At 45.4% G+C, this 23754-nt stretch carries 13 protein-coding genes, 2 tRNA genes and 1 pseudogene; 12 read left to right on the top strand and 4 right to left on the bottom strand.

Annotated elements, in window-relative coordinates:
- Positions 1–37: 37 nt before the first annotated feature.
- Positions 38–10330 carry a VCBS domain-containing protein gene (locus tag L4C44_RS06685; RefSeq protein ID WP_428804653.1) on the bottom strand — a complete coding sequence of 3431 codons (10293 nt, stop codon included), beginning with the start codon at positions 10328–10330 and terminating at the stop codon, positions 38–40.
- Between the two features lie 234 nt (positions 10331–10564).
- Here L4C44_RS06685 and L4C44_RS06680 point away from each other — a divergent pair, with 234 nt between their 5' ends.
- The 6 genes from L4C44_RS06680 to L4C44_RS06655 all read left to right on the top strand — a co-directional run bounded on the left by L4C44_RS06680 (position 10565) and on the right by L4C44_RS06655 (position 18805).
- The gene (locus L4C44_RS06680; protein ID WP_428804652.1) at positions 10565–11116 is read left to right on the top strand and encodes a hypothetical protein; all 552 of its coding nucleotides are present in this window, start codon (positions 10565–10567) and stop codon (positions 11114–11116) included.
- Positions 11117–11215: 99 nt separating this feature from the next.
- The gene (locus tag L4C44_RS06675; protein WP_428804747.1) at positions 11216–12658 is read left to right on the top strand and encodes a TolC family protein; all 1443 of its coding nucleotides are present in this window, start codon (positions 11216–11218) and stop codon (positions 12656–12658) included.
- A gap of 11 nt (positions 12659–12669) precedes the next feature.
- Entirely contained in the window at positions 12670–14409 is a 1740-nt protein-coding gene (locus L4C44_RS06670; RefSeq protein ID WP_428804651.1) for an efflux RND transporter periplasmic adaptor subunit, read from the top strand.
- Positions 14406–17549, top strand: coding sequence for an efflux RND transporter permease subunit (locus tag L4C44_RS06665; protein ID WP_428804650.1), 3144 nt, complete (start codon positions 14406–14408; stop codon positions 17547–17549). Before L4C44_RS06670 ends, L4C44_RS06665 begins: the two co-directional genes overlap by 4 nt.
- 106 nt (positions 17550–17655) lie before the next feature.
- On the top strand, positions 17656–18195 hold the full coding sequence (gene copI / locus L4C44_RS06660; protein WP_428804649.1) for a copper-resistant cuproprotein CopI: 540 nt from the start codon (positions 17656–17658) through the stop codon (positions 18193–18195).
- A 124-nt stretch (positions 18196–18319) separates the two neighbouring features.
- Complete coding sequence (locus L4C44_RS06655; protein ID WP_428804648.1) at positions 18320–18805, top strand: hypothetical protein; 486 nt, start codon at positions 18320–18322, stop codon at positions 18803–18805.
- Between the two features lie 161 nt (positions 18806–18966).
- Here L4C44_RS06655 and L4C44_RS06650 read toward each other — a convergent pair whose 3' ends face one another.
- The 3 genes from L4C44_RS06650 to L4C44_RS06640 form a co-directional block, all read right to left on the bottom strand.
- Positions 18967–19224, bottom strand: a complete 258-nt coding sequence (locus L4C44_RS06650; protein ID WP_048660017.1) for a hypothetical protein — start codon at positions 19222–19224, stop codon at positions 18967–18969.
- 244 nt (positions 19225–19468) lie between these two features.
- A tRNA-Gly gene (locus L4C44_RS06645) sits at positions 19469–19543 on the bottom strand.
- A 37-nt stretch (positions 19544–19580) separates the two neighbouring features.
- Positions 19581–19655 (bottom strand) — tRNA-Gly (locus L4C44_RS06640).
- 523 nt (positions 19656–20178) lie between these two features.
- Between L4C44_RS06640 and L4C44_RS06635 the strand changes: the two genes are divergently transcribed.
- The 6 genes and pseudogenes from L4C44_RS06635 to L4C44_RS06610 all read left to right on the top strand — a co-directional run.
- Entirely contained in the window at positions 20179–21342 is a 1164-nt protein-coding gene (locus L4C44_RS06635) for a threonine/serine exporter family protein (protein WP_004731486.1), read from the top strand.
- Positions 21343–21511: 169 nt separating this feature from the next.
- Entirely contained in the window at positions 21512–21850 is a 339-nt protein-coding gene (locus tag L4C44_RS06630; RefSeq protein WP_428804647.1) for a zinc ribbon domain-containing protein YjdM, read from the top strand.
- Positions 21851–21950: 100 nt separating this feature from the next.
- Positions 21951–22373 (top strand): N-acetyltransferase, encoded by a 423-nt coding sequence (locus L4C44_RS06625; RefSeq protein ID WP_372384992.1) that lies wholly within the window; start codon positions 21951–21953, stop codon positions 22371–22373.
- Between the two features lie 47 nt (positions 22374–22420).
- On the top strand, positions 22421–22915 hold the full coding sequence (locus tag L4C44_RS06620) for a GNAT family N-acetyltransferase (protein WP_285953602.1): 495 nt from the start codon (positions 22421–22423) through the stop codon (positions 22913–22915).
- A gap of 93 nt (positions 22916–23008) precedes the next feature.
- The gene (locus L4C44_RS06615; protein ID WP_146490769.1) at positions 23009–23440 is read left to right on the top strand and encodes a GNAT family N-acetyltransferase; all 432 of its coding nucleotides are present in this window, start codon (positions 23009–23011) and stop codon (positions 23438–23440) included.
- A 94-nt stretch (positions 23441–23534) separates the two neighbouring features.
- Positions 23535–23749, top strand: a pseudogene (locus L4C44_RS06610) (DUF1501 domain-containing protein); the annotation flags it as partial.
- Positions 23750–23754: the final 5 nt, after the last annotated feature.

The following is a 23754-nucleotide window of genomic DNA, read 5'->3' as shown; positions in this document are numbered from 1 at the left end:
CACATAATGTGCTCCCTTTATTTAGTCTCGTTGCTGATTAATTATTAGGATCGATGTCCGGCAGCCCATCTAAGTCGTTGTGATGGTGATGCTCATCATCTTGGCTATGGTTGACGTTTGAATCATGGTGTTCAAGTGCATCTGACATATCCAAGTGCGCTTGGTCATGTGTTGCTGCATCTTGTTGGTCGACTTGTGCGAGTACGATATCCATGTCAGCAGGTTGATCGTGAACCGTTGTCGATGTCGCATCGGGTTTAATGCCTAATGCATCCAGATAAGCTGCTGCACCATGGTGGCTGGTTTTCTGGTCAGGTTCTTGGTGAGCGTGCTGGGTAAAATCTAGATAACTGTCATCGCTTTGCGTAACGGTAAAGTCTGTTTGCGAAGCCATGTCAGGCTCGTCATGCAACACCGGAGGAGGTGGCGGTGGAGCTGGGTGGGAGGAATGGGCGATAGGGGTTATTGTCATATCAACCACTTCAGTTCCAACTGTCAGCTTTCCACTATGTCCAGGTCCATGACTGAGTATCTGGATATTCACATGGGCGACAACTTCATCTTGATTTGTGCCTTGCAATGCCACTTCAAACTTGTCTTCATGCTGGCCGACTCCCGAAGCGCTACCATGCGGGCCGGTGTGAACCTGAGCTTGCTCTTGATAATGTAAATGACCAGTCTGAGGGTCAATAGTTAATGTCCCGTATTGGCCATGATGACTAGTGACGTACTGTCCGTTAGGTAAATGGATTCGCCAACCGCTTTGTGCTGTTGCTACCGGAGTTAACGATGGTAATAGTGGTGGAACCCCAAGCGTGCCAGATACTTGGTGGCTTCCCGATGGTGGTCTGACAATGATAGGTTCAGGTATAGCGCTTGCAGCAAAACCTTGGCTACCTGCGGTATTACCGTGTTCGTCAGTCATTGTTGCTTGTACATTAGAACCGGGATGAACTTCAATTTGTATTCCATGGTGAAGACTGTGAGCATCCAATACATGGTCTTGCCCGTTGACGACAAGATGCTCACCGATTTTGGCATCACCAGGAGGCGTCACGGTTGCTGTGATCGTATTTGCATGGCCTCGGGCAATTTCAGCTTTGCTGTATAAGTTGTCTGCACCTGCGTTTTCAAAAGTAATCGTAGGAACGCTAACCTGTGTATCGACTTGATAAGTAACATCTGCAGTGGCATGAGCGCTATTACCTGCGGTATCTGTTACCGCTACTGATGCTTCTATTTTTTGGTCAGCATCGGCAATGAGTTCACTGCCAGGTACGGCAATTGAATAGTGTCCTTTTGCATCGACCACGCCAGTATGCTGTGTCCCATTTACATTTAAAGTCACAATGTCGCCTGCATTATAATCGCCAGAAACGGATCCGGTGATGTCAATAGAACTGTTAGATTCTTGAGCGTTAATCACATTGTCGGCGGTAATCGGGTTTGTTTGAATACCGACGTGCACTTGTGTATCTATATGGACGGAAAGAAGCGAAGAGGTAGCCGGTAGCACTGACGAAGGAGCCAATGCTTTGGCGGATAGATTATGATCGCCCTCCGATAAGCTGCTTACTGCAACACTATATTGGCCAGAGGCATCAGATACCGAGTGTCCAACGGGTGTGGAACCATCGTAAATCGTGACTTTCGAGAATGGGATATCAGTGTGCCCGGTAATCGTTGGGGTAGTGTCGTTGGTAAGGTTGTCGGTGTTTGATGAACCCGAGTCACTCGTCGATGCTAAATCCAATGTCACCGAGTTCGTTGACGCTACGTTGGTGACCATTAGCAAGGTTGGTAGTGTCGTTGTAACCGTAGGTTGTTGAGGCACTGTGGTTGATATGACTAGACCACCCGTTGGTGACATGGTGACATGTCCCGAGGCATCAAAGGTGATGAATTTCGAATCCTCAGTATGGCCGTCACTGACTTTTACTTCGAATACATCGACACCATGATAGGAGTTGGTGGCAGAGTTATAACTCATTCCTGTGATAGATGTATTTGGTGTGTAGACGTAGTCACCAGTGTTTGGGTCGACGGACAGTGAACCGAATTGACCCGTTGAGCCAACAACAGAGAATGTATGAGTATCTTTAAGGTCAACATCTGTCTCTGTCAATGTGCCAGTCGTTGATGATGTTTGGTTAACACCGAGAATCGGTGCGTCGTTGGTGCCGGTAATGGTAACCACGATATCATGGTGCGTACCATCTGCAGATTGAACCGTGATGGTTTCAGTGTCTGTCTGACCTTCGCCAAGCTGCTGAACTATAGGATGGTTGTTGTCAAGGTCGTAAGTCCAGTGACCATTTACATCGATATGAGCGTGCCCATAGCCTTTGCTTCCGGCTATTCCAGCTCCACCCTGTACCGCGGTAAACCCTGCTGTTCCATCAGGGTCACTCGCCGTCAACGTACCTGAAGCTTGAAGTGTTATGTCTTCTTTTGCCACTCCTGTGGAGTCTCCACTGAATGTTGCAGGGTCAGCGACACTCGCTATATTAATGAGTATTGCCCCTTCTTTTGAATCAAGATGACCATCGTTTGCGGTAAATTGCACCGCACCCAACCCGCTGACACCAGAACTAAAGTAGTTGTGAGTTGGGGTGAAGATGAGTGATGAAACGTCGGATGCACTGACGTCATCGCCAACATTCACCGTGGTGCCATTCAGCGTTAACACACCATGGGCGACATTGGTAATCGTGATATGGTTTAAAGCATCCCCATCAATATCTGAATATTTAAAGTCGGCGGTAGTGAACGCATGCGGTTTGTCTTCTAGTGAACTAATGAAACTCGATCCAACGATAGGTGCGTCATTCACTGCATTTACGTCCACTATCATCGTTGCACTTGCCGAATTTTGATGGCCATCATTCGCAGTGAAGCTAAATTGCGCATAGTTGGCGCCGTTTTCATTATTGATCGGCGTGAAAGTTAAATGACCTGCGTCTAAGTCAGCCTTGCTGATTTGCTGGTTGGCGGTTACGGCGTTACCGTTTAGAAGTAATAATCCATGACTCGGTATGCTAGTAATGGTCACGAACTGCAATACGTCGCCATCCTGATCACTGTAACCAAATTCACTGGTCGTAATGGTTCTGGTGATGTCTTCATTTGTAGAAACGGTTTGTCCTGTGACCGTTGGCGTATGCTGTAGGGGGGGGGTGACTTCAATAGATAGAGAGTTTTGAGAAGAATCTCCTATTGGGTTACCACCATCATCGCCGACACGATAAACCATACTTGGCACTTTACCTGTAAAGCCAGCTTCCGGGGTGAAGGTATAATGACCATTCGCTTCGATCGCGAGTGTACCGATTCCGGTCATAGTATGTGGTTGCCCCGGCCTTACCGCGACATAACCTGACACGGGGTCTTTTATTTGAATATCTTGTAATACTAAATGCGCGTTGGAATCGGTGTCTGTTGCTGCACCACTCAACCCTTGATTCGTCCCATAGCCAGTAAGTAGATTCCCTTCGATTGGACCACTATGTTGAACACCAGAATCACTAAGGCTGTGAAGGACTGGGTCGTCGGTCGTGCCATTTATGGTTACTGTTATTGAATGTTTGGTTCCATCTTTTGAGGTCACTTCAATATGGTCAGTCAGTGTTTGCCCATTATCTAAGTCTTGAATAGCAACATTGTTATTATCTGCGGCATAGACCCATATGCCACTGCTGTTAATCACAAACTGGCCATAGGTGCCACTTTGGGTTAAGTGATGTTGACCATTCAAATCCAATGCGGCTTCACCTTGACCATCCGCGTCAGAAACAATCAGATGCCCGTTGCAAGTAAGAGCGTCTTGAATAGTTGTGGCACCAGCAATATGTAGATTGTGGTGAAGGCTTGTGTCTTCATCTACGCTGCCTGAATCACCAGTAAATGTTGCGACATCATTAACAGCAGCAAGATACGTGTTTGCTCCTGTATGAGCTATGCCACCGTCTCTATCGGCAACATCGTAAGTAAAGTGGACCGTTCCGTTGTAATTAGGGTCGGGGTTAAAGGTAAAACTACCATCTGAATTTGATACTAAGCTACCGTGGTCTGCAGTTAAGTTTTGAACGTGTAACCAACCTCTATCGTTAGTATCAACATTGGTAGCATTGGCGATTAATTCAGCTTGCGTAATATGTATTGAAGTATCTTCCTTGCCTGAAGGTAAAGTGACTTCTCCACTGACTGTTGGTGCATCATTATTGCCATGCACAACAACCGATACGCTTTTCGATACATGGCTACCATCAGTAGATACTGCCTCAACCGTAAAGTGTTCCCAATACTCGTCGCCGTCTCCTAGTTTTGTTGCTTTGTTCTGGTCAACGTCATAATGCCATTGTCCATCTGCACTTAGGTGGAACGTACCGTAGTGGCCATTAAGGCCTGCTGTTGGTGTTTGTGTCCAACTCACCGTATCGTGAAGGTCGACATCGTGGGCTATTACGCTGCCGGAAACTGAAGCACCTGTTTGGGCATTTTCTACGACATGGCCAAGCTCTGACTTGGAATCGATTATGATCCCATCCTCTGTGCCGTTTACCTTAACCGTAATAGGAAACTCAGTACCGTCGGTTGCTATTAGCTTTATAGATTCGGTTAATGATTCACCATGCTTTAATTCTTGAACGTGAACATTATTATTGTCGCCAATATAACTCCAAGAATGTTCACCTTTGTGAGATCCACTTGCGATAGTGTGGAACTGGAATTTGCCATAAGGAGTCGTTACATCTAGGTTACTGCCTATATTCCATGTGTATTGTTTGCCTGCAAATTCGACAGTGACTTGAGTATTAGGGCTGTCTACATCAGTAACTTGTAGCGCTTGCCAATCTACAGCATCCATAATATTGGCATTCGTAGACATATGAGTGGCGATATCTTCAGTTGCAACACCATGATCAACACCAGAAATGATGGTTTTGTCATCGACTGCCGCAAGTGTCGTACTCGCTCCGGTATGCGTAACACCACCATGCGCATCTGTGACGTCATAGCTAAAATGAACTTGGCCGTTATAGTCTTTGGTTGGAGTAAAAGTGTAGGTGCCGTCTTTGTTATCGACTACAGAGCCGTGATCGACTAACAGATTCGCAACGGTGAGTTTGCCTAGGTCGTTGCTATCCACGTCTATAGTGTTTGCTAAGAGTTCGGTGGCCGTGATGGTTTGCGCGAGGTCTTCTTTACCGCTATTGAGCTGCACTTCTGAAGAGCAGTATGGACGGTCGTTGTCGCCATGAATGGTGATAACAATATCATGAGTAGTACCGTCTTTACTTTGTATCGTTATTGTATCTGTGAGAGTCTCATTTGCACCAAGTTGATCAATCGTCGATCCTACTTTTGTTGTTAATCCACCATTTACATCAGCAGTGCCGGTCGCAACACCATAAAACCATTTACCATCTGTATTAAGAATCAAATGGCCATATTTTCCATGATAGGTATAACCAACACCTTTAGAATCAAAACTATTCTCGCCGGTATCTGGATCGATGATTGTTAGTTGTCCCTCTACATGAATCATACTATTAGTTAAATGCGCTATACCTGGCTGGGCAAAGTCTGGTGACATATCAGGGTTTCTGTTTTCATAAACATCGCCAGTATCAACACCTGCTATAACGGCTTTATCTCCAACCGCATCAATATGAAGTGTGTTGGTAGCCTCTGCAGAGTCGGTATGCCCATCGTTAACAGTATATTTAAACTGAACGTCGCCATTAAAATCTTGCGCAGGAACGAACTGAAGTCTACTGATGTTAGCTGCAGGGATCTGTTTTCCCGTTGTAACATCGTGTCCATCAAGCACGAACTTACCTTGTGTCGCAGGGGGTAGATCTGTGATTGCTATGGAGTGTAGCGTATCGCCTGTATCGACGTCGGTGAATCCGAACTGACTCGCCTGCATTTGATAATTTATATCTTCCGTGCCGTTGCTGAGAACCACCTTGGTGACTGTCGGTGCGTCGTTGGTTCCGACGACATCAATATTTAAGTCGTAGGCAGTACCATCGAAGCTGTGTACTCGATAGGTAACCGTTTCAACTTGCCCTTGCGCTAGGTGTTGAAGCGCCGCGTTGTCGACGCTATATCCCCAATTACCCGCACTATCAATCCGAAGCATGCCACCAAATGGATCGTGAATGCGAGTCTCACCAAATTGGCTGTATTGGAACTTATCTTCGCCGCTGTCTTGGTCGATGACTTGAAGTTGGCCGTTAGCTAATTCAGTCGTGGTGCCGTTGTTGTGCGTTGCATGTGGTCCATCCTCAATAACACTTCCGGTGGTCACTTCAGAGATAATGGCTTTGTCTGGGGTCGCTACGAGAGTGGTATTTGCGCCAGTGTGGGTGGTACCTCCATGCGCGTCTTTCACGTCGTAAGTGAAATGAACTGGGCCGTTATAGTCTTTAGTTGGCGTGAAGGTGTAGGTACCGTCTGTGTTATCTTGAATAGAACCATGATCGGCATGAAGGTTCGCAATCGTCAGTTTGCCTATGTCATTAGTATCCACATCAACAGTATTTGCTAGCAACTCGGTTGTCGTGATGGTTTGTGCGAGGTCCTCTTTTCCGCTGTTGAGCTGAACCTCTGAAGAGCAGTAGGGGCGGTCATTGTCGCCATGAATGGTGATATGAATATCGTGAGTGGTGCCATCAGCCGATTTGACGGTAACAGTATCCGTTATTGATTCACCTTGACCGAGGTGATCAATTTTTCTACCTGTTGCGTCTTGGCCGATAGAAGCGTAGTAGCTCCAATCTCCGTTACTCTGAAGTATCACATGTCCGTGTGTACCTTGGTAGGTGCCTGTTTGAGCGTGGCTTTCACCGGAGTCTGGATCAATAATGTTCAGGTGACCATCAGTGTGTATTTCATCGTTCCATATTTTACCGATGTTTCCATGCATATGATCTGGCGAACGATCATCGACGTAACCGCCAGACATTGTACCGTCTGGCGCGGTATAGGTATGTCCTTCGTGAACATCACCCGTGTCGACACCGCTAATAACGGCAGAGTTATTAACTCCTGTAATCGTAATCGAGAGGTTTTGAGTGCTGCTCGCATTATGTTCGTCTGTGACTGTTACGGGGACAGTCAACGTCTTCGTGATACCTGATGCTAACGATTGGTAGCTAGAGTGAACAGGGTTGAAGCTATAACTGCCGTCCGGATTAACCACCAAACCATCAATCTGCGGTGCGCTGTAAGTCAAGGTCGCACCTGTATCTATATCTTGGCCAACCATTTGTCCATTTAGAACGCTTCCACCTTCAGTCACTGAGTTTGACTGTGCATTGATGTTAGGAACATCGTTGGTACCATGAACCGTTAGCTCTATCGTATGCGTTGTACCATCTGCTGAGCGTATGACAGCTGAGTCGTGTTTAACTTCACCTTGCGCTAAGTTCTGTATGTTGCGGTTGTCGAGCGTATAGGTGTAGTGACCGTCGCGCATGAGCAGTATGTGGCCACCTAATTTTGTGTCGTAGCCAATACCTTGATAGGTTTGTGGGCCTATATTCGGATCAAACTGTGCCTCTCCCTTATCAGGGTCTTGGATGTTTAATTTGCCGTCGTAATGCAATTGGTAGTGGGTATCTATATACCCACGATCTTCGGTCACTCCCCTTAAGTCAGCATTGGTTTGTGCGTCGGTAATAATCGCGTTATCTGGAGTTGCGGTAAGATCAAACTTAGCTTGAGTGCTGACGCTACCACCATGGCCGTCAACCACATCATAGGTGAGTCGAATCTCACCATTGAAATCTTTGTCTGGTGTGAAGGTATAAGTACCGTCTTTATTATCAGTCAGGCTACCGTGTGTGGCTTGCAGATTTGCCACGTGCAATACATCGCTACTATCCACATCGCTTGCATGCGTTAGCAAATCAGAAGCTTTTATGGTTACAGGTTGATCTTCTTTTCCAGCAGGAAGCTGAGTCCACGCACTGACAATTGGTTTGTCGTTACTACCTTGCACATCGATAACAATTTTATGAGGGACTGTTGCTCCAGCTGAATCGGTGGCGGTGATCCAGAATGATTCAGACTGATGTTCACCAGCCGCGAGCTTATCCGCGGCACCGCCGGTCGAATTGTCTAGCTGATAGTGCCAATGACCATGCTGATCAATCGATAGCGTTCCCCATTGGCCTTGAGGTTGATTGATTGCCCATGTAACGGTGTCAGATTTATCTAAATCGGCTGCTGTTAGAGAGCCTGTCGCATCTGGCGTTCCAGCAGTGTTTAAGCCCTGTTCGATGACCGCGCCACTAGAGGTACCTGAGATAGTAGGGCGGTCATTGGTACCGTTAACCGTGACGGTAACTTGATGTGGCGTACCATCTGCTGAATGAATGGTAATCGTATCGGTGGCCGTCGCACCTTTGCCCAAGGCTTGCACTTTTGGATTGGTGTTATCGAGGTCGTAAGTCCAAGCTCCATTGCCTTTGAGGTGGAGCGTACCTAAAGCACCGACAGCATCGGTATTGGAGAAGTGCGCTTCCCCAGTATCAACGTCACTAATCGTCAATCTGCCGGATGTTTGCAGTTGAGATTCTTCCGTTACTACACCGGAGTTGGTACCACCAATCACGGCTTTGTCGTTGGTGCCGTTTACTATGATCGTCACTTGATGGGGTGTACCATCAGCCGAATGAACGGTAATCGTATCGGTGGTAATAGCGCCTTTGCCCAAGGCTTGCACGGCTGGATTCGTGTTATCCAGATCGTAAGCCCATGCCCCATTGTCTTTAAGGTGGAGCGTGCCTAAAGTACCTGCAACATCGGTATTGGAGAAATGCGCTTCTTTTGCGTCGATGTCACTTATGCTTAATTTTCCTGAAACCGTGAGCTTATGATCTTCAATAACTTGATCTAAGTGGGGACTTTTTCCAACAACGAAAAATGAATTTGGTGAACCTCCTGTGCTATTAGTGATCACAGCTGAATCATTGGTACCATTAATAGTAATAGTGACTTGATGTGCGGTTCCGTCGGCGGAATGAACCGTGATAATGTCTGTTGCAGTCGAGCCTTGGGCAAGCCTTTGCACGTAGGGGCTATAGTTGTCTAGATCGTAGGTCCACGCTCCATCTTTCGTGATAATTAATGTACCGAAATTGCCAGCAACTTGTGAGGCTTGAAAATGGTCTTCTCCAAGGTCAGGGTCTGTTACCGAAAGTTGGCCTTGAACTTGTGTCGTTAGATCTTCTATGACCGAGCCCGCGTCTACCCCAGTAATAACCGCATTGTCATCGTTGCCACCAATTGTCATATCGATGGTTTGAGGAGTGCCATCTTTGGTGTGAATAGTGAAGCTTTCGTGCAATGAAGTGGCTGCGGTTAACGCTTGAACATTCGAAAGAGAGTTATCAACTTGATACTGCCAATGCCCATCTGCGTCGATGGTTAATGAACCATATTTACCTGAGATAACTTCTGGCGTAACCGAACTTTCATTTTGGTCAGGGTCTATGACATCAATTTTACCGTTCGCATGTAACAAGCCTTGTGAATCAATATTGTGATCTTCTGTTACGACACCTGTTAAGTCTCCAGAAATAATTGGCGTGTCTTGCTTACCTGTTACCGGTATCTGGACAATGATGCTCGAGCCATTAGATAGGTGTAACGCAAAATGGTCAGTACCTGGTTGGTGCTGATTTAACAGGATGTATTGAGGAGAATTTGGATTCAATACGAATGTGTATTGACCATTTGCATCAACATGAAGCTCTCCGTACGTACCTTTTATGACTTCTGGCATGAAGGTGACAGGTAAAGCGGGCGTCGTAGGCGCATTCGAATGAGTCGGCTGACTGTTACTTCCTGCTGAAATGGTTGGCATGGAGACGGAAGGGATGTAATGAACTTGCGGGTGTGAAAGCGTCGATAGGTGATGAGAAGGAACTAAATGCGTGCTTGCCCCATGAGGGACCTGACTTTCATTGGTATTAGGGCTTTCTTGGCTCTCATTTGTTTGAGTGTTTGGATGAGTAGCTTCTAAGGGACTTGCACCTGCGTGTTTATCGACGATGGTTTCATCTGCAACACTATTTGTCATTGTTAAATCTTTGTCATGGGTAGTATCACCTGACTCCTCGGTAGCTTCAGCGTGCTTAGCCAATGATGGTAAGATCATCATGAGAGACTGGAAGAGTGGGATGTTAACCCTTAGGTGTGAATGCAGTCTGAGCTTTTTCTTTTTTGTTGTTTCTTTTGGCTTTAGCTCATGACTATTCTTATCTTTAAGTTCGGTATTTTTTTTCTTCGTTTCGACGTTTTTTTGGTTAGCCATTTTTCTCATCCGTGAATCTTGGTTGCACTATTTTAAGTAAAATACACAGATAGAGGTTTCGCTAGCTAATTAGATAATTTTTAAAGGAAAAATTATAAAGTCGAAGAATTATCTCATTTTGATGAAAAAAAGGATGAATGCTTTTTCAATGGTTAGGCAAATTTCAATCACAATGGCATTGACCTTACCCTAAGGGGAACCTTTATACTTGCCTTATAAATTTAAAGGTTAGCTATGACAAACACACTCCGAACAACTTGGATTACTGTTTTCAGCATCATTGCGATGTTGATGTCTAGTTATGCCTCAAGCTCATCGGCCATGATGGCAAATATCATGGCAACGCAGATGATGTCGAACAAATCTATCTGCCAGCACAGGGATTCGCCGAGCGATCTTGATGCCGTCTATCAATTTGCTGCTGGTTGCCATGTGACCGTTAGCGATTCAGACATGAACGATCATGTTCATGCAAGCACGCCGAATGGCGACCAGCCTGTTCATGATGAACACACCATTTATGTTGAGCTGTCTGCTCATGAAAAGATGGCCTCGCATCAAGAGTCAATGGATGCTCACGGTGAACATGTGATGGGCATCAACTGTTGTGGTGGTTCGGATTCTGCTCGTATCTGTTGCTATTCTGTTTGTTCTACAGCATCACATACAATTCAGGCGCTCCAAGCCAACTACCAAATTTCCTCCTCATTCGCACCTCATCACTCTGTGACTATCGGTCAAAAAGTGACTCGTGCACAGTCTTTGCTACGCCCACCTTCCGCATAAATCTATATCTAAAAATACAGCTCTATCAGTTAGATAAATCTGATAAGCCATTCTTTTTTATGCGCTAATTAGCGCTAGATATGGACATTCATTGTGAATATGAAACCAACAACCTCTGTGTTTGTCATGAACACGAGCTTAGTGGTTGCTGCTGCCTTGCCTATGGCCTTGTTTTCAAGTGCTACGCTCGCGGCTACCACGGCGTCAGCTTCAAATGCTCAACACATTTCAGCACATGACCAAGCAAGCTCGACGCAGCAGCTCAATACATTGATTGAGATTGCTTTAAGCGAAGATGGAAATCGCAAACAGTACTTTGCTCAGTCTCAAGCGATGCGAGAAACTGGCATTGCCAGCTCGACCTTAATGGACCCGAAATTAAAAGTTGGATTTGGCGGTTTGCCTGTCGATAGCTTTCAATTCGACGAAGACCCGATGACTAATATATCGGTAGGGTTGATGCAGCAGTTTGAGCGTGGCGATACGCTTAACCTTCAACAGAAAAAGGCAGGCCAACAGGCAGATGCTCTAGCTTTGCAGGTACAAGCAAGAGAATTGACGGTTGCGAATAGCATGACGCAGCTTTGGCTTGAGTTAGGTTATCAGCAAAAGGCTGAGTCGGTGATTCGTCAAAATCGTCGTTTGTTGGTTGAGCTTGAAAACTATGTACAAACCAATTACTCAATTGGTAAAAGTGAAGCGCAAGATCTGCTTAATGCTCAGCTTCAAGTGAGCAAGCTTGATGAGAAACTTCAGGCAAACCAGCAGGTTCAGCGTCGCTTAATCTCTCAGCTTTCTGAATGGTTGGGTTCTGATTGGCTAGGCTCTCAGGTTCTGGATTCTCAGGGCGTACTGAATGCAACTAACCAAATCGATTGGTCGTTGTTGGAAAGCAAACTAGCGACCAATATCGATTCGACCAAGCACTACCAGCTATTGACTGACCATCCTTTGGTTAAGATCTCCGATGTCAGTATTTCCTCTAATCAAACTCAGGTTGAGTTAGCCGAACAAGCTTATACCCCGCAGTTTGGGGTGGAAGTGATGTATGCACACCGTCAAGCCAATAACATGGCGGGTGAACCTGCTTCTGATCTGGTGAGTGCCTATCTGACTGTCGACATCCCGTTGTTTACGGGGAATCGACAAGATAAAAACTTATCGGCTGCTCAGTATCAAGTTGGTGCGGCTAAGTCTCAAAAAGACACTTTACTCTCCCAAATGAATGCGCAAGTGAACGCATTGCTGGTGGACAGATCAAACCTGATCCAGCGGTTAGATCGCTATCAAACGTCCTTGCTTCCTCAAACCGCTGCACGAATCAGCGCGGTTGAGAGGGGCTATCAAAACAATACCGCTCAGTTTAACGATGTCATTTTAGCAACGACCGATGAGCTGGCACTTAAGTTAGAGCAACAACGTTTGATCACCGACCTCAACATCGTTAACAGCAAGTTAGCTTCGTTAGTCAGTGGTTTTGAATACCAAGTAAACCAACCACAACTCAACTCAAGCGCAACTAAACATACAGCCAATCAATAAGGGAATAGACAATGAATACAGTAAAAGTAGCGACTATCGCTTTATTGGTCGGTGGAGCATTAGGTTTTAGTGTGAATCACTTTGTCGTTGGGTCAGCACATAACATGTCAGCAATGGCAACGAGTACAGACGCAGGTGTAAGTAAACAGGCCAAGGATGAGCCTCTGTACTGGGTAGCTCCGATGGACCCAAATTATCAGCGTGATAAGCCAGGTCAATCGCCAATGGGGATGGATCTTATCCCTGTGTATGCAGATGACTCAAGTGTGGGAGCAGACAAGGCAGGAACCGTATTTATCGATCCGTCGGTAGAAAATAACCTTGGCGTGAAAACCGCACAAGTAACAAGAGAAGCGCTATCACCGCGCATTGAAACTGTTGGCTACGTGGCATTCGATGAAAGTGCACTATGGCAAACCAACGTGCGTGTTTCTGGTTGGGTGGAAAAACTCTACATCAACGCAGTGGGCGAGAAGGTAAATAAAGGCGACGTACTCTTCACACTCTATTCTCCAGAGCTTGTTAAAGCACAAGAAGAGTTGATCAGTGCTTATAAAACGGGTCGTAAAGGTTTGATCAAGGGCTCGACTGAACGCTTAATTACCTTGGGTGTTGATAAGAAGCAAATCCGCGCTATTACGCGACAAGGTAAAGCCACGCAAACCATTGAAATTAAAGCGCCAGCCGATGGTGTGATAGCCAGTTTGAATATTCGAGAGGGTGGTTACCTTTCGCCAGCTCAAGCGGTAATCAGTGCTGGACCTCTAAATGAAGTGTGGGTTGATGCTGAAGTCTTTGAGCGTCAAGCACACTGGATCTCATCAGGCAGCAATGCGGTGATGACGCTAGATGCCATTCCCGGCAAAGAGTGGGTGGGTAATGTTGATTACGTTTACCCAATCCTTGACCCAAAAACTCGGACCTTGCGTGTTCGTTTAAAGTTCTCCAATCCCAATGGCGAGCTTAAGCCAAACATGTTCGCCAATATTGCACTGAAACCCATCAGTGATGAATCTGTTCTTACTATTCCAAGATCTTCGGTGATTCACTCCGGTGGTATGACTCGAGTGGTGATGTCAGAAGGTTCCGGCAAATATCGCTCTGCTCGTATTGAAGTTGGTCGTGAAGCTGGCGAAAAAATAGAGGTGCTTCAAGGGCTAGAGCAAGGCGAAAACATTGTCACTTCTGCGCACTTCATGTTGGATTCTGAATCGAGCCAATCTGCTGATCTGTCACGCATCAATGGTGTTGAGGATGAGGCTGAAACCGTGTGGGCAAACGGTGAAATTTCTGAAGTTATGCAAGGCAGTCGCATGGTGACGATTAACCATCAGCCTGTTCCTGAATGGGATTGGCCGGGCATGGTGATGAACTTCACCTTTGCGGAAGGCTTAGACATGAGTGAGGTGCAACGTGGTAAGGCGATTGATTTTGAGATGAGAAAGACAGAGTCAGGGCAGTACGAGGTTATTGATTACAAGGTCAACAAACACAAGATCGCCGGCGAAGTTTGGGTAACGGGTGACATCACCATGTTGATGGCAGATTTTGGCATGATCACTGTAAAACATCAGCCAGTCCCTGAGTGGAATTGGAAAGCGGGTGAAATGAATTTCCAAGCCAGTGATGGCCTTGATTTATCGGAGTTTGCCGAGGGTCAAACCATTCGGTTTCTAGTTGCGAAGCAGGGTTCTGACTACACGCTCAAATCTCTAGAACCAACGAATAGCCAGGGTGAGGGCACATTATGATCAATGCAATTATTCGTTGGTCCATCAGTAACCGCTTTTTGGTGCTGGTTGCCACTGTAGCCATCGTATTTGGGGGCTTATACAGCGTTAAAAACACACCGGTCGATGCTATTCCTGATTTGTCAGATGTTCAGGTGATTATCAAAACCAGTTATCCAGGCCAAGCGCCACAAGTGGTCGAGGATCAGGTGACTTACCCATTGACCACCGCCATGTTAGCTGTGCCAGGAGCTGAAACGGTTCGTGGCTACTCGTTCTTTGGTGATTCCTATGTATATATCATCTTCAATGACGATACCGATATGTACTGGGCGCGTTCACGAGTGTTGGAGTACTTAAGCCAAGTTGCACCTAACTTGCCATCGAGTGCCAAGCCAACACTAGGGCCGGATGCAACCGGTGTGGGCTGGGTTTACAGCTACGTGTTGCAAGACAAAACTGGTCAGCATGACTTGGCCGAACTTCGTAGTTTGCAAGATTGGTTCTTAAAGTATGAATTGCAAACCGTAGAAGGCGTGTCTGAAGTGGCGACCGTTGGCGGCATGGTGAAGCAGTACCAAGTACAGATTGATCCTGCCAAGTTACGTGCTTACGACCTAACGCTTCAGCAAGTCAACAAGGCAATCCAAGATGGTAATCAAGAAACAGGTGCGTCTGTTGTTGAGATTGCGGAAGCCGAACATATGGTTCGGACTACGGGTTACCTCACAAGCATCGAAGACATTCAATCTCTGCCGCTAAAAGTGACCGATAAGGGAACCCCGCTGTTATTGGGTGATATTGCTGACATTAATCTTGGCCCGCAAATGCGCCGTGGTATCTCTGAGCTGAATGGTGAAGGTGAAGCGGTTGGCGGCGTTATCGTGATGCGCTTTGGTGAAAATGCCAGTGAAGTGATCGACTCGGTGAAATCCAAACTCGCTGAACTGCAAGTGGGATTACCTGATGGTGTCGAGATTGTCGCGACTTATGACCGTTCGACTTTGATTGATTCAGCCGTTGAAAACCTATGGAAGAAGCTGGCTGAAGAGTTCATCGTGGTTGCGATCGTGTGTGCGCTGTTCTTGTTCCATATCCGTTCGTCGTTGGTTATCGCTCTAAGTCTGCCTGTCGGTATCTTGGGTGCATTCATTGTGATGCATTGGCAGGGTATTAACGCCAATATCATGTCTCTTGGAGGGATTGCGATTGCGATTGGCGCCATGGTAGATGGTGCCATAGTAATGATCGAGAACGTTCATAAACACATTGAACGGACTCCGCTCACTGACAAAAACCGTTGGCAGGTAATTGGCAAAGCGGCAGAAGAAGTTGGTGCGCCACTGTTCTTCTCGCTCATCATCATTACCTTGAGTTTTGTGCCTGTGTTCGCGTTAGAAGGACAAGAAGGCAAGATGTTCTCGCCACTTGCGTTTACCAAGACGTATGCGATGGCCGCCGCCGCTGGTTTGGCTATCACGCTTGTGCCTGTGCTAATGGGTTACTTCATTCGCGGCAACGTGCTACCTGAACACAAAAACCCGGTGAACCGCAGCCTAGTGGCGATGTACAAGCCGCTTCTAAACCTCAGCCTAAAATATCCAAAGGTGATGATTGTTATCGCACTTGGCTTAATGGCGTCTGCCTATTACCCAACCAGCAAGCTTGGTAGTGAGTTCATTCCTCCTTTGGACGAAGGGGATTTGATGTACATGCCAACCACGTATCCGGGTATCTCAATAGGTAAGGCTCGTGAGTTGTTGCAACAAACCAACAAGCTCATCAAAACCATTCCAGAAGTCGAAACCACATGGGGCAAAATTGGTCGAGCAGAGACGGCAACCGATCCTGCACCGTTAACCATGATTGAAACCGTGATTCAGCTTAAACCGCGAGATGAGTGGCGTGACGGTGTCACTACGGAGTCGCTGCGTAAAGAGTTTGATGATCTGATTCAGTTCCCCGGTTTAACCAATGCGTGGGTGATGCCAATCAAAACCCGTATCGACATGTTAGCGACTGGTATTAAAACCCCCATTGGTATCAAAATCGCAGGCCCGGATCTGAGCGTGATTGAAGATATTGGTTCGCAACTTGAACCTATCTTGAATGGTGTCAGTGGTACGGCTTCTGTGTATGCCGAACGTGTGGCTGGTGGTCGTTACGTGACGATAGACATTAAACGTCGCTCGGCTGCGCGATATGGCTTGAGCATTAAAGAAGTGCAACAGGTTATCTCGACTGCGGTTGGTGGCATGAATGTGGGTGAAACCGTTGAGGGGCTAGAGCGTTATCCAATCAATGTCCGTTACCCACAAAGCTATCGTGATTCTGTCGTTAAGTTGCAGAACCTGCCGTTAGTGACACCAAATGGAGCGCGAATTGCTTTGTCTGATGTCGCGGATATTCGTTATGAAGATGGTCCACCTATGATCAAAACAGAGAATGCGCGTCCTAATGGTTGGGTGTTCGTTGATATTGATGGTCGCGATCTTGGCTCTTACGTGGCAGAAGCGCAAAAAGTCGTTACAGATCAAATCGTCTTGCCTGCTGGATATTCATTGGCATGGTCTGGTCAATACGAATACATGGAACGTGCGAAGGAGCGTTTGAGTGTCGTAGTGCCAATCACCATCGCCATCATCATGTTGTTGCTCTACCTCAGTTTCCGCCGCGTCGGTGAGGTGATGATGATCATGCTGACATTGCCACTTGCGATGGTTGGTGGCCTATGGCTGATGCATATCCTCAATTACAACTTCTCCATTGCGGTGGGTGTGGGCTTTATCGCCCTTGCCGGGGTTGCTGTTGAGATAGGTGTGATCATGTTGGTCTACCTAAACCAAGCATGGCACTACAAAAAAATGGATGCGGATCAGAACCAACAAGCACTTCAGGGTGAAGACTTAACGGATGCGATTCGTGAGGGCGCAGGACTGCGTGTTCGCCCAGTGATGATGACAGTACTTACGGTGATCATTGGCCTCATTCCAATTATGTATGGCGAGGGAACGGGCTCTGAAGTGATGCAGCGAATTGCAGCGCCGATGATAGGCGGAATGGCGTCTGCACTATTGCTTACCCTACTGGTGTTGCCTGCAATCTTTAAGCTCTGGAAACAGCCTGAGATTACGCATAGCCAAAATGAGACAAACAAATAACGTATTGATTATTAGCCCTTACTGACCAAAACAGAGTGGGTAAGGGCGCACCATATGAACATGTGAAACTAACGAATAAATAACTGAATTAATCTAAGGAACGATCATGAAAAAGACACTTATTGCGATTGCACTGACGTTAACTACTGCAACGGCTTTTGCTGAAATGGACCATTCAGCTGTTGACCATTCAAGTATGGATCATTCAGGCATGGATCACTCAATGATGAAAAATGGAAAGATGGACCATTCGATGATGAATATGGAAGGCATGTCTGAAGTCGGTATGCCTGCGACAGGCGCTAAGCCGGATAAAGTGGTTCATGTTTTGCTAAGTGACGATATGAAAATCACATTTAAGAACAAGGTTGATATTGAGCCGAACGATGTGGTGCAGTTCGTTGTGATGAACACGGGCAAGATTGATCATGAATTCTCGATTGGTTCTGCTTCAGAGCAGTTAGAGCACCGTGAAATGATGAAAAACATGGGTAATCACGCTCACGACTCGGGCAGCACAGTTACAGTTAAGCCGGGTAAAGCGAAGCAATTGCTGTGGCATTTCCATGGTGATAATAACGTAGAGTTCGCGTGTAATATTCCTGGTCACGCTGAAGCGGGAATGCTGAAAAAAATTGAGCTGTAGTATCGATTAATAAAGCGCACCAGACTTATATTGATTAGTTTGGTGCGTTTTCTTGTATTAGACGATTAACTTTAATAAGTAAATAGAAAAATTTTAGTTAGAACAAGTAAGTAGGAGTTTAAGGATGAACAAAACAGTACTAGTCGTTGCCGTATCAAGTGCTTTATTAGCTTGGTCTAATTACAGCATTGCTGCTAAACCTGAGTGGGCTGGTAAAGGTAAGCCCGATTTAGAAGAAGTAAAAACGCTCGCTGAGGCTAAAAAAGTTGAAGGCGAAATTGATGATCGTGAGAAGCAGCTTGATTCAATGATCGCAGAGAAAAAGAAGAAAGCGAAAAAAAGTAAGAACAAAAAAGATAAGCAGAAAATAGATAAAGAACTCGACGATTTGGAAGACGAGAAAGAAGCCCTCGAAGAGAGTAAAGAGAAGCTCAAAGATAAGAAAGAAAAGCTTGAAGATGATATGGATAATGACGAAGAAAAGTCGGGATTAGAAAAGCAGAAAGACAAGAAAGCGGAACAAGAGCGTAAAGAAGAAGGAAAAGGGTCAGAAAAAGGCCAACAGCAGCGTGAAGAAAACAGCAAAAAGTGGTGGAACTTTTGGGAGTAATCCGAGGGCCTTACATCACCTATTCATTTCAACCAATCAGTACAGCTTTGTGTGACCGCTAAGTCATTGATTAAATGCTATGTTCAGTTAAAGATAAGTCTCAACCTGTTCAGGAATACATGAACTAACTTGTATCGGCTGAGGCTTATCTATAGCTAGAATCACTGTAGCAAGATAGAAGTTTCAAGCAGGTGGTGTGCTTCGCCGCTCAGGTGCGGTAACTCTGACATGATCTTTTTCAGTTTGTCGTCGATTGATTCAGCTTCATTTAGCGATCGAAAAGCCAGTACAGCCTGTTCAGGTTCGCTGTTCACATAACCTTTCAATGTATCTAGCTGAATTTTATTGGCATTCTCAACTTTTGCTAGAGCAGTGTTAATTGCTTCGATGTTTATGATCAACTCATTGCTTTTAAACATTTTTATTGTTTTTTGGTTGTTTATAATTGGCGCACATTAACATAACTATTTTTTCGGATATTGACCAAGGTTATTAAATTAGAACAATTTTGAAATCTAATATAAGTATTAGTAGTGCAAAGATGACTGACAGCAGGGGTCAAATGTGGAGCGATATAGGAAGTTAACGGGCTTAATTTTAGGGCAATAGATAATTTTGAAGAGGGGTAGATAGAGCTTTGGCTGTATAAAGCTTAAATAGAATTGGAGCGTGCAGCGGGAATCGAACCCGCATCATCAGCTTGGAAGGCTGAGGTAATAGCCATTATACGATGCACGCACACTGTCTTATGAGTAAGACTGAGGCATTAAGGGACTGGAGCGTGCAGCGGGAATCGAACCCGCATCATCAGCTTGGAAGGCTGAGGTAATAGCCATTATACGATGCACGCACATCGTCTTAACGAGTTTGATAATGCCACATCTAACTGAAAACGAAACCTTTTTCTTTCATTTTTATTCTAAGTGCTCGCATAACCACCACTCCGCTAGTTTTTCCATCATGTTCGGCATTTTCAGAGTGAATAAAGTGTGACTAAACTCTCGTTAAACAGAGGGCGAGAAATAGCAGAACATGCTCCGTTATTTTTGAGACAAATTTGGGCTGATTTATAAACCTGATTGGCGGCACTAGCCTGTAATAAAATCCGTGTAAATTAAGGAATTTGAAGTGTTAACATAAACTGCTTTTTATTCGTGTTTTGGCGTTCACTAATAACAATCTGAATGCATAAATTTAACTTATCAGCCGGTCAAAACATTCAGTAAACTAATCCAAAATGAGTAGAGTTATAGGCACTTCTAAGCCTTTGCAGAAAAAAGTAACGAGTTTAGTTGATAATTTACGCAAAAGTCTCGTCATTCCGTCTATCGTTTGGTACATTTGCCGCACATTTTGTCTCCCCTAAAATACCCATGCCTTCTCAGTTCCGAATTAACAAAATTGTTGAAATTGGTGACACTCTTCACCGCAGTGGCTGTGCTCCTTATAAGCTAGAGAAATACACCCAATTCTATGCAAAAAAGCATGGTGTTGATGTGATGATCCAAGCTACGCCAACGGCGATTAACTATCAATTTCCAGACGATAACAACGCCGTTATTCTTAAGCGTCTAAAGCCTGCGTCAATTAACCTGAGTTTGTTGGCCAATACGATCATTCGTATTAACCAACCGAGTAGTGAACCTGTCCCTGAGCCTGTCGGTTACTCTAAATTTGTAACTGCACTTGCTAATATGGGTATACCGCCTGCGTATTTAATGCTGGTGGGCAGTACGCTGGAAGCGGTTGGCTTTTCTGCGTTATTGGGTTTGATGGTTTGGGTATGTCAGCAAGTTCTTCATTCACGTCGCGCTATCGCGGTTGAGTTTATCTCGGCACTGTTAACGGGTATCTTTGTGGCATTTTTGGCAAGCACAGGGTTACCGATTCCTGTGTGGGCGCTGTGTATCGCCTCGATTGTCTTGTTCGTTCCCGGGTTATCCATAGCCAACGCATTAGAATGTTTGGCGTTTAATGACTTGGTCTCTGGTACCAGTTTGCTCGGGCAGAGCGCCTTAACTCTGATTAAGCTGTTTGTTGGGATAATCATGGGGCTCAATATTGGTGAAGCAATATGGGGACAAGCGGTCTCCATCGACTATACCAATGCGGTACCGATGTGGATGCATATATCTGGCTTGGTGCTGATCTCTGTATCTATCGGTGTGATGTTCAACGCACGCCCTAAAGACATCTTGCTTGGCTTACCAGTTGCGGTTCTCGGTATGTGGGGACCGTTCTATCTAGGTTTTGATAGTGGTTGGGTTGTAGGCACTTGGGTAACCACAGTTCTTATCACTTTATACGGTACTTGGATTGCCAAGAAGATGGAGCTCACGGGCTCTATTTATATCGTGCAAGGGATCATCATCTTGGTTCCGGGTAGCCGAGTATTAGTGAGTGCTAGCCAGTCAGTGTTTGAACAATCGATTTTGCCTATTCCAAGTATTGGTTTGTCTGCGTTATTCATGTTCTCGGCAATCGTGGCAGGGCAAATCACCGCTTACTCCATTTACTCCCCAAAAGTTGAACGCTAAGCTGTTCTGCTTCTCAAACCTTTAAACAAACACAGCTTAGCGGCTGTGTTTGTTCGTTTTGGGTGCTTAAGATAATGAACTCTCAAGGAAACTTGTTAGATTTATGCTCGCTAAGCCTAACAAGAGTCATTAAAATGGAACAAATTCTATTTAAATGAAGTATTAACGTATGTCTTTACCTCCTTGCCCGCAATGCCAATCTGAATATGTCTATCAAGACCAAAATCACTTAATCTGCCCTGAGTGTGCCTACGAATGGAACCCAGAAGAAGAGCGTCTAGAAAGAGAAGCCGCGCGCGTTAAGGACGTTAACAGTGCAGTGTTAGATACCGGCGATAAAGTTACTTTCATTAAAGATCTAAAAGTGAAAGGCAGTTCTAGCGTATTGAAAATCGGTACTAAAGCAGTGATTCGTCGCATCAATGAAGGCAAGGACCACCAGTTAGATTGCAAGCTTGATGGTGGTGGTGAAATGCTCGTTACGGCGAAGTACGTTAAGAAGCAATAACCATTATTTCAAATAATTGTCGTAAACCTTCAATAAGCTTAAGTGGCTTCTCGGCCATACTGATTAGCATATTAAACCGCAATAATTTCAGAGAATTAAGATGATCAGAGAATACCGCCCAGCCGATATTGAATCCGTTTTAGACATTTGGTTAACCGCCTCGATCAAGGCGCATGATTTTGTGGCTCCTGAGTTCTGGGAGTCCCAGGTTGGTAATATGCGCGACCTATATATTCCTGCATCACAAACCTATGTGTACCAAGTCAATGGTGAGGTTCGTGGCTTCTATTCACTTTACGAAGAGATACTAGCGGCGATCTTTGTCAGTACAGAACATCAAGGCAGTGGTATTGGTAAGCAACTAATCCAACACGCAAAGCTTGAATGTCCGAACTTGTCTTTAAATGTATATAAAGAAAACCAAACGACGATTCAGTTCTATTTGTCCCAAGGTTTTTCTATTGTGAGCGAACAATCTGATGAGCATACTGGACACCAAGAATACACCATGCACTTAGCTTAAGCTTGATAGCTAACCCCGGAAGAAAAGTAACTAGGAATCAACATTATATGGACATGGTTAAAGCTGCTCTTTCACATTCAACCGCCTTTCATCACTATGTGAATGCCTGTACTGAAGATGGGTTAGATATTTACACGGGTATTTCTGATGGCAGTGATGCCTATTTGGAAAGACGAATTGCTTATTCAAAAGGTGAGGGATTGCCAGAAGGGTGGACGCCTGCTTCTACTTATTTTTGTTTCGAGTCTGGACGTATTCTTGGAGTGATAAGAGTTCGTCATGGCACCAGTCCGTACATTCACGATGTCATAGGACATATCGGCTACGAGACTTTGCCACAAGCGAGAGGGCGGGGTATCGCAAGTCATATGTTGTCTTGGGTTCAACAGCACGTATTGTCCGAAAGCGCTATTATTACGTGTGAGAGGGGCAATATAGCTTCGCAAAAGGTGATTGAGAAGTGCGGTGGACAATTCCTGAATACCTTTTACTCGGAGCAAGATAAACACGAAGTCTTACGTTACCAACTAGAACGAAAATGAACATTTAAGCGTGGCGTTTTGGGGTTTTATCGGGGTTACTATGTCCCGGTTTAAACGAAAATGAGGCCATAACCAATTATTGTTGGAGGTATTTTGAAGTATTCAACAAGACCTGCTCAGTTATCAGATTATGAATTTCTGTTCGAGCTTAAGAAGGCCGCTGAGTTTGAGGCAATCAAGGCCGTATTTGGCTGGGATGAGCAAACTCAACGAGATATACACGCCGAAGAGTGGGCAGAAGAACGGCCTGAAATCATCGAATATCAAGGTAAAGCGATTGGTAGTGTGTTGTTGCAAGACAAAGGCGGACACTTCTATTTTTGCCGCTTCTTCTTACTGCCTGAGTATCATGGCAAGGGCATTGGTAGCCAAGTATTGAAAGATTGTTTAACTAAGGCTGACAGCCTCAATAAACCCGTCGAACTTTGTTACCTACAAGGTAATCGAGTTGGGGAGTTGTACTTGAGATTTGGCTTTGAAATTACCTCGCAGAACGAACAGTTTGTTTATATGTGGCGCAAATAGACATTCCCCAAAAAGATCACACCATGTCCGTAACTTGATAGGCACCTGACACCCATCTAACGTAAAACCTTGTAAAGCTCCCTATGGAACTAGGTGGGTCACTCACGCCAATCAGGGTGGTGTAAATGGAAGGTTGAGCAACCAACTTAAAACTCTGGATGCAGGATTAAGCCCAAAGGATCTGTATCAAGGGCGAGAATGCGAGGTGTAATTAAAGGTGTACTTGGTCAACACCTATCTATAAAAACGAAGCAGCTAGACACCATCTTCCCTGATAGTGAAATGATAAAGCCACTGGATATCATCTAGTAGGG

This window comes from Vibrio satsumensis (assembly GCF_050337435.1).
In the GTDB taxonomy this organism is placed as follows: Bacteria; Pseudomonadota; Gammaproteobacteria; order Enterobacterales; family Vibrionaceae; genus Vibrio; species Vibrio satsumensis.
Note: the sequence above shows the minus strand (reverse complement) of the source record. Positions and strands in the feature narration are given on the sequence as shown.

Coding starts and splice junctions, on each gene's coding strand:
- L4C44_RS06685 (WP_428804653.1), bottom strand. CDS start 10,330: ATGGCTAACCAAAAAAACGTCGAAACGAAGAAAAAAAATACCGAACTT.
- L4C44_RS06680 (WP_428804652.1), top strand. CDS start 10,565: ATGACAAACACACTCCGAACAACTTGGATTACTGTTTTCAGCATCATT.
- L4C44_RS06675 (WP_428804747.1), top strand. CDS start 11,216: ATGAAACCAACAACCTCTGTGTTTGTCATGAACACGAGCTTAGTGGTT.
- L4C44_RS06670 (WP_428804651.1), top strand. CDS start 12,670: ATGAATACAGTAAAAGTAGCGACTATCGCTTTATTGGTCGGTGGAGCA.
- L4C44_RS06665 (WP_428804650.1), top strand. CDS start 14,406: ATGATCAATGCAATTATTCGTTGGTCCATCAGTAACCGCTTTTTGGTG.
- copI (WP_428804649.1), top strand. CDS start 17,656: ATGAAAAAGACACTTATTGCGATTGCACTGACGTTAACTACTGCAACG.
- L4C44_RS06655 (WP_428804648.1), top strand. CDS start 18,320: ATGAACAAAACAGTACTAGTCGTTGCCGTATCAAGTGCTTTATTAGCT.
- L4C44_RS06650 (WP_048660017.1), bottom strand. CDS start 19,224: ATGTTTAAAAGCAATGAGTTGATCATAAACATCGAAGCAATTAACACT.
- L4C44_RS06635 (WP_004731486.1), top strand. CDS start 20,179: ATGCCTTCTCAGTTCCGAATTAACAAAATTGTTGAAATTGGTGACACT.
- L4C44_RS06630 (WP_428804647.1), top strand. CDS start 21,512: ATGTCTTTACCTCCTTGCCCGCAATGCCAATCTGAATATGTCTATCAA.
- L4C44_RS06625 (WP_372384992.1), top strand. CDS start 21,951: ATGATCAGAGAATACCGCCCAGCCGATATTGAATCCGTTTTAGACATT.
- L4C44_RS06620 (WP_285953602.1), top strand. CDS start 22,421: ATGGACATGGTTAAAGCTGCTCTTTCACATTCAACCGCCTTTCATCAC.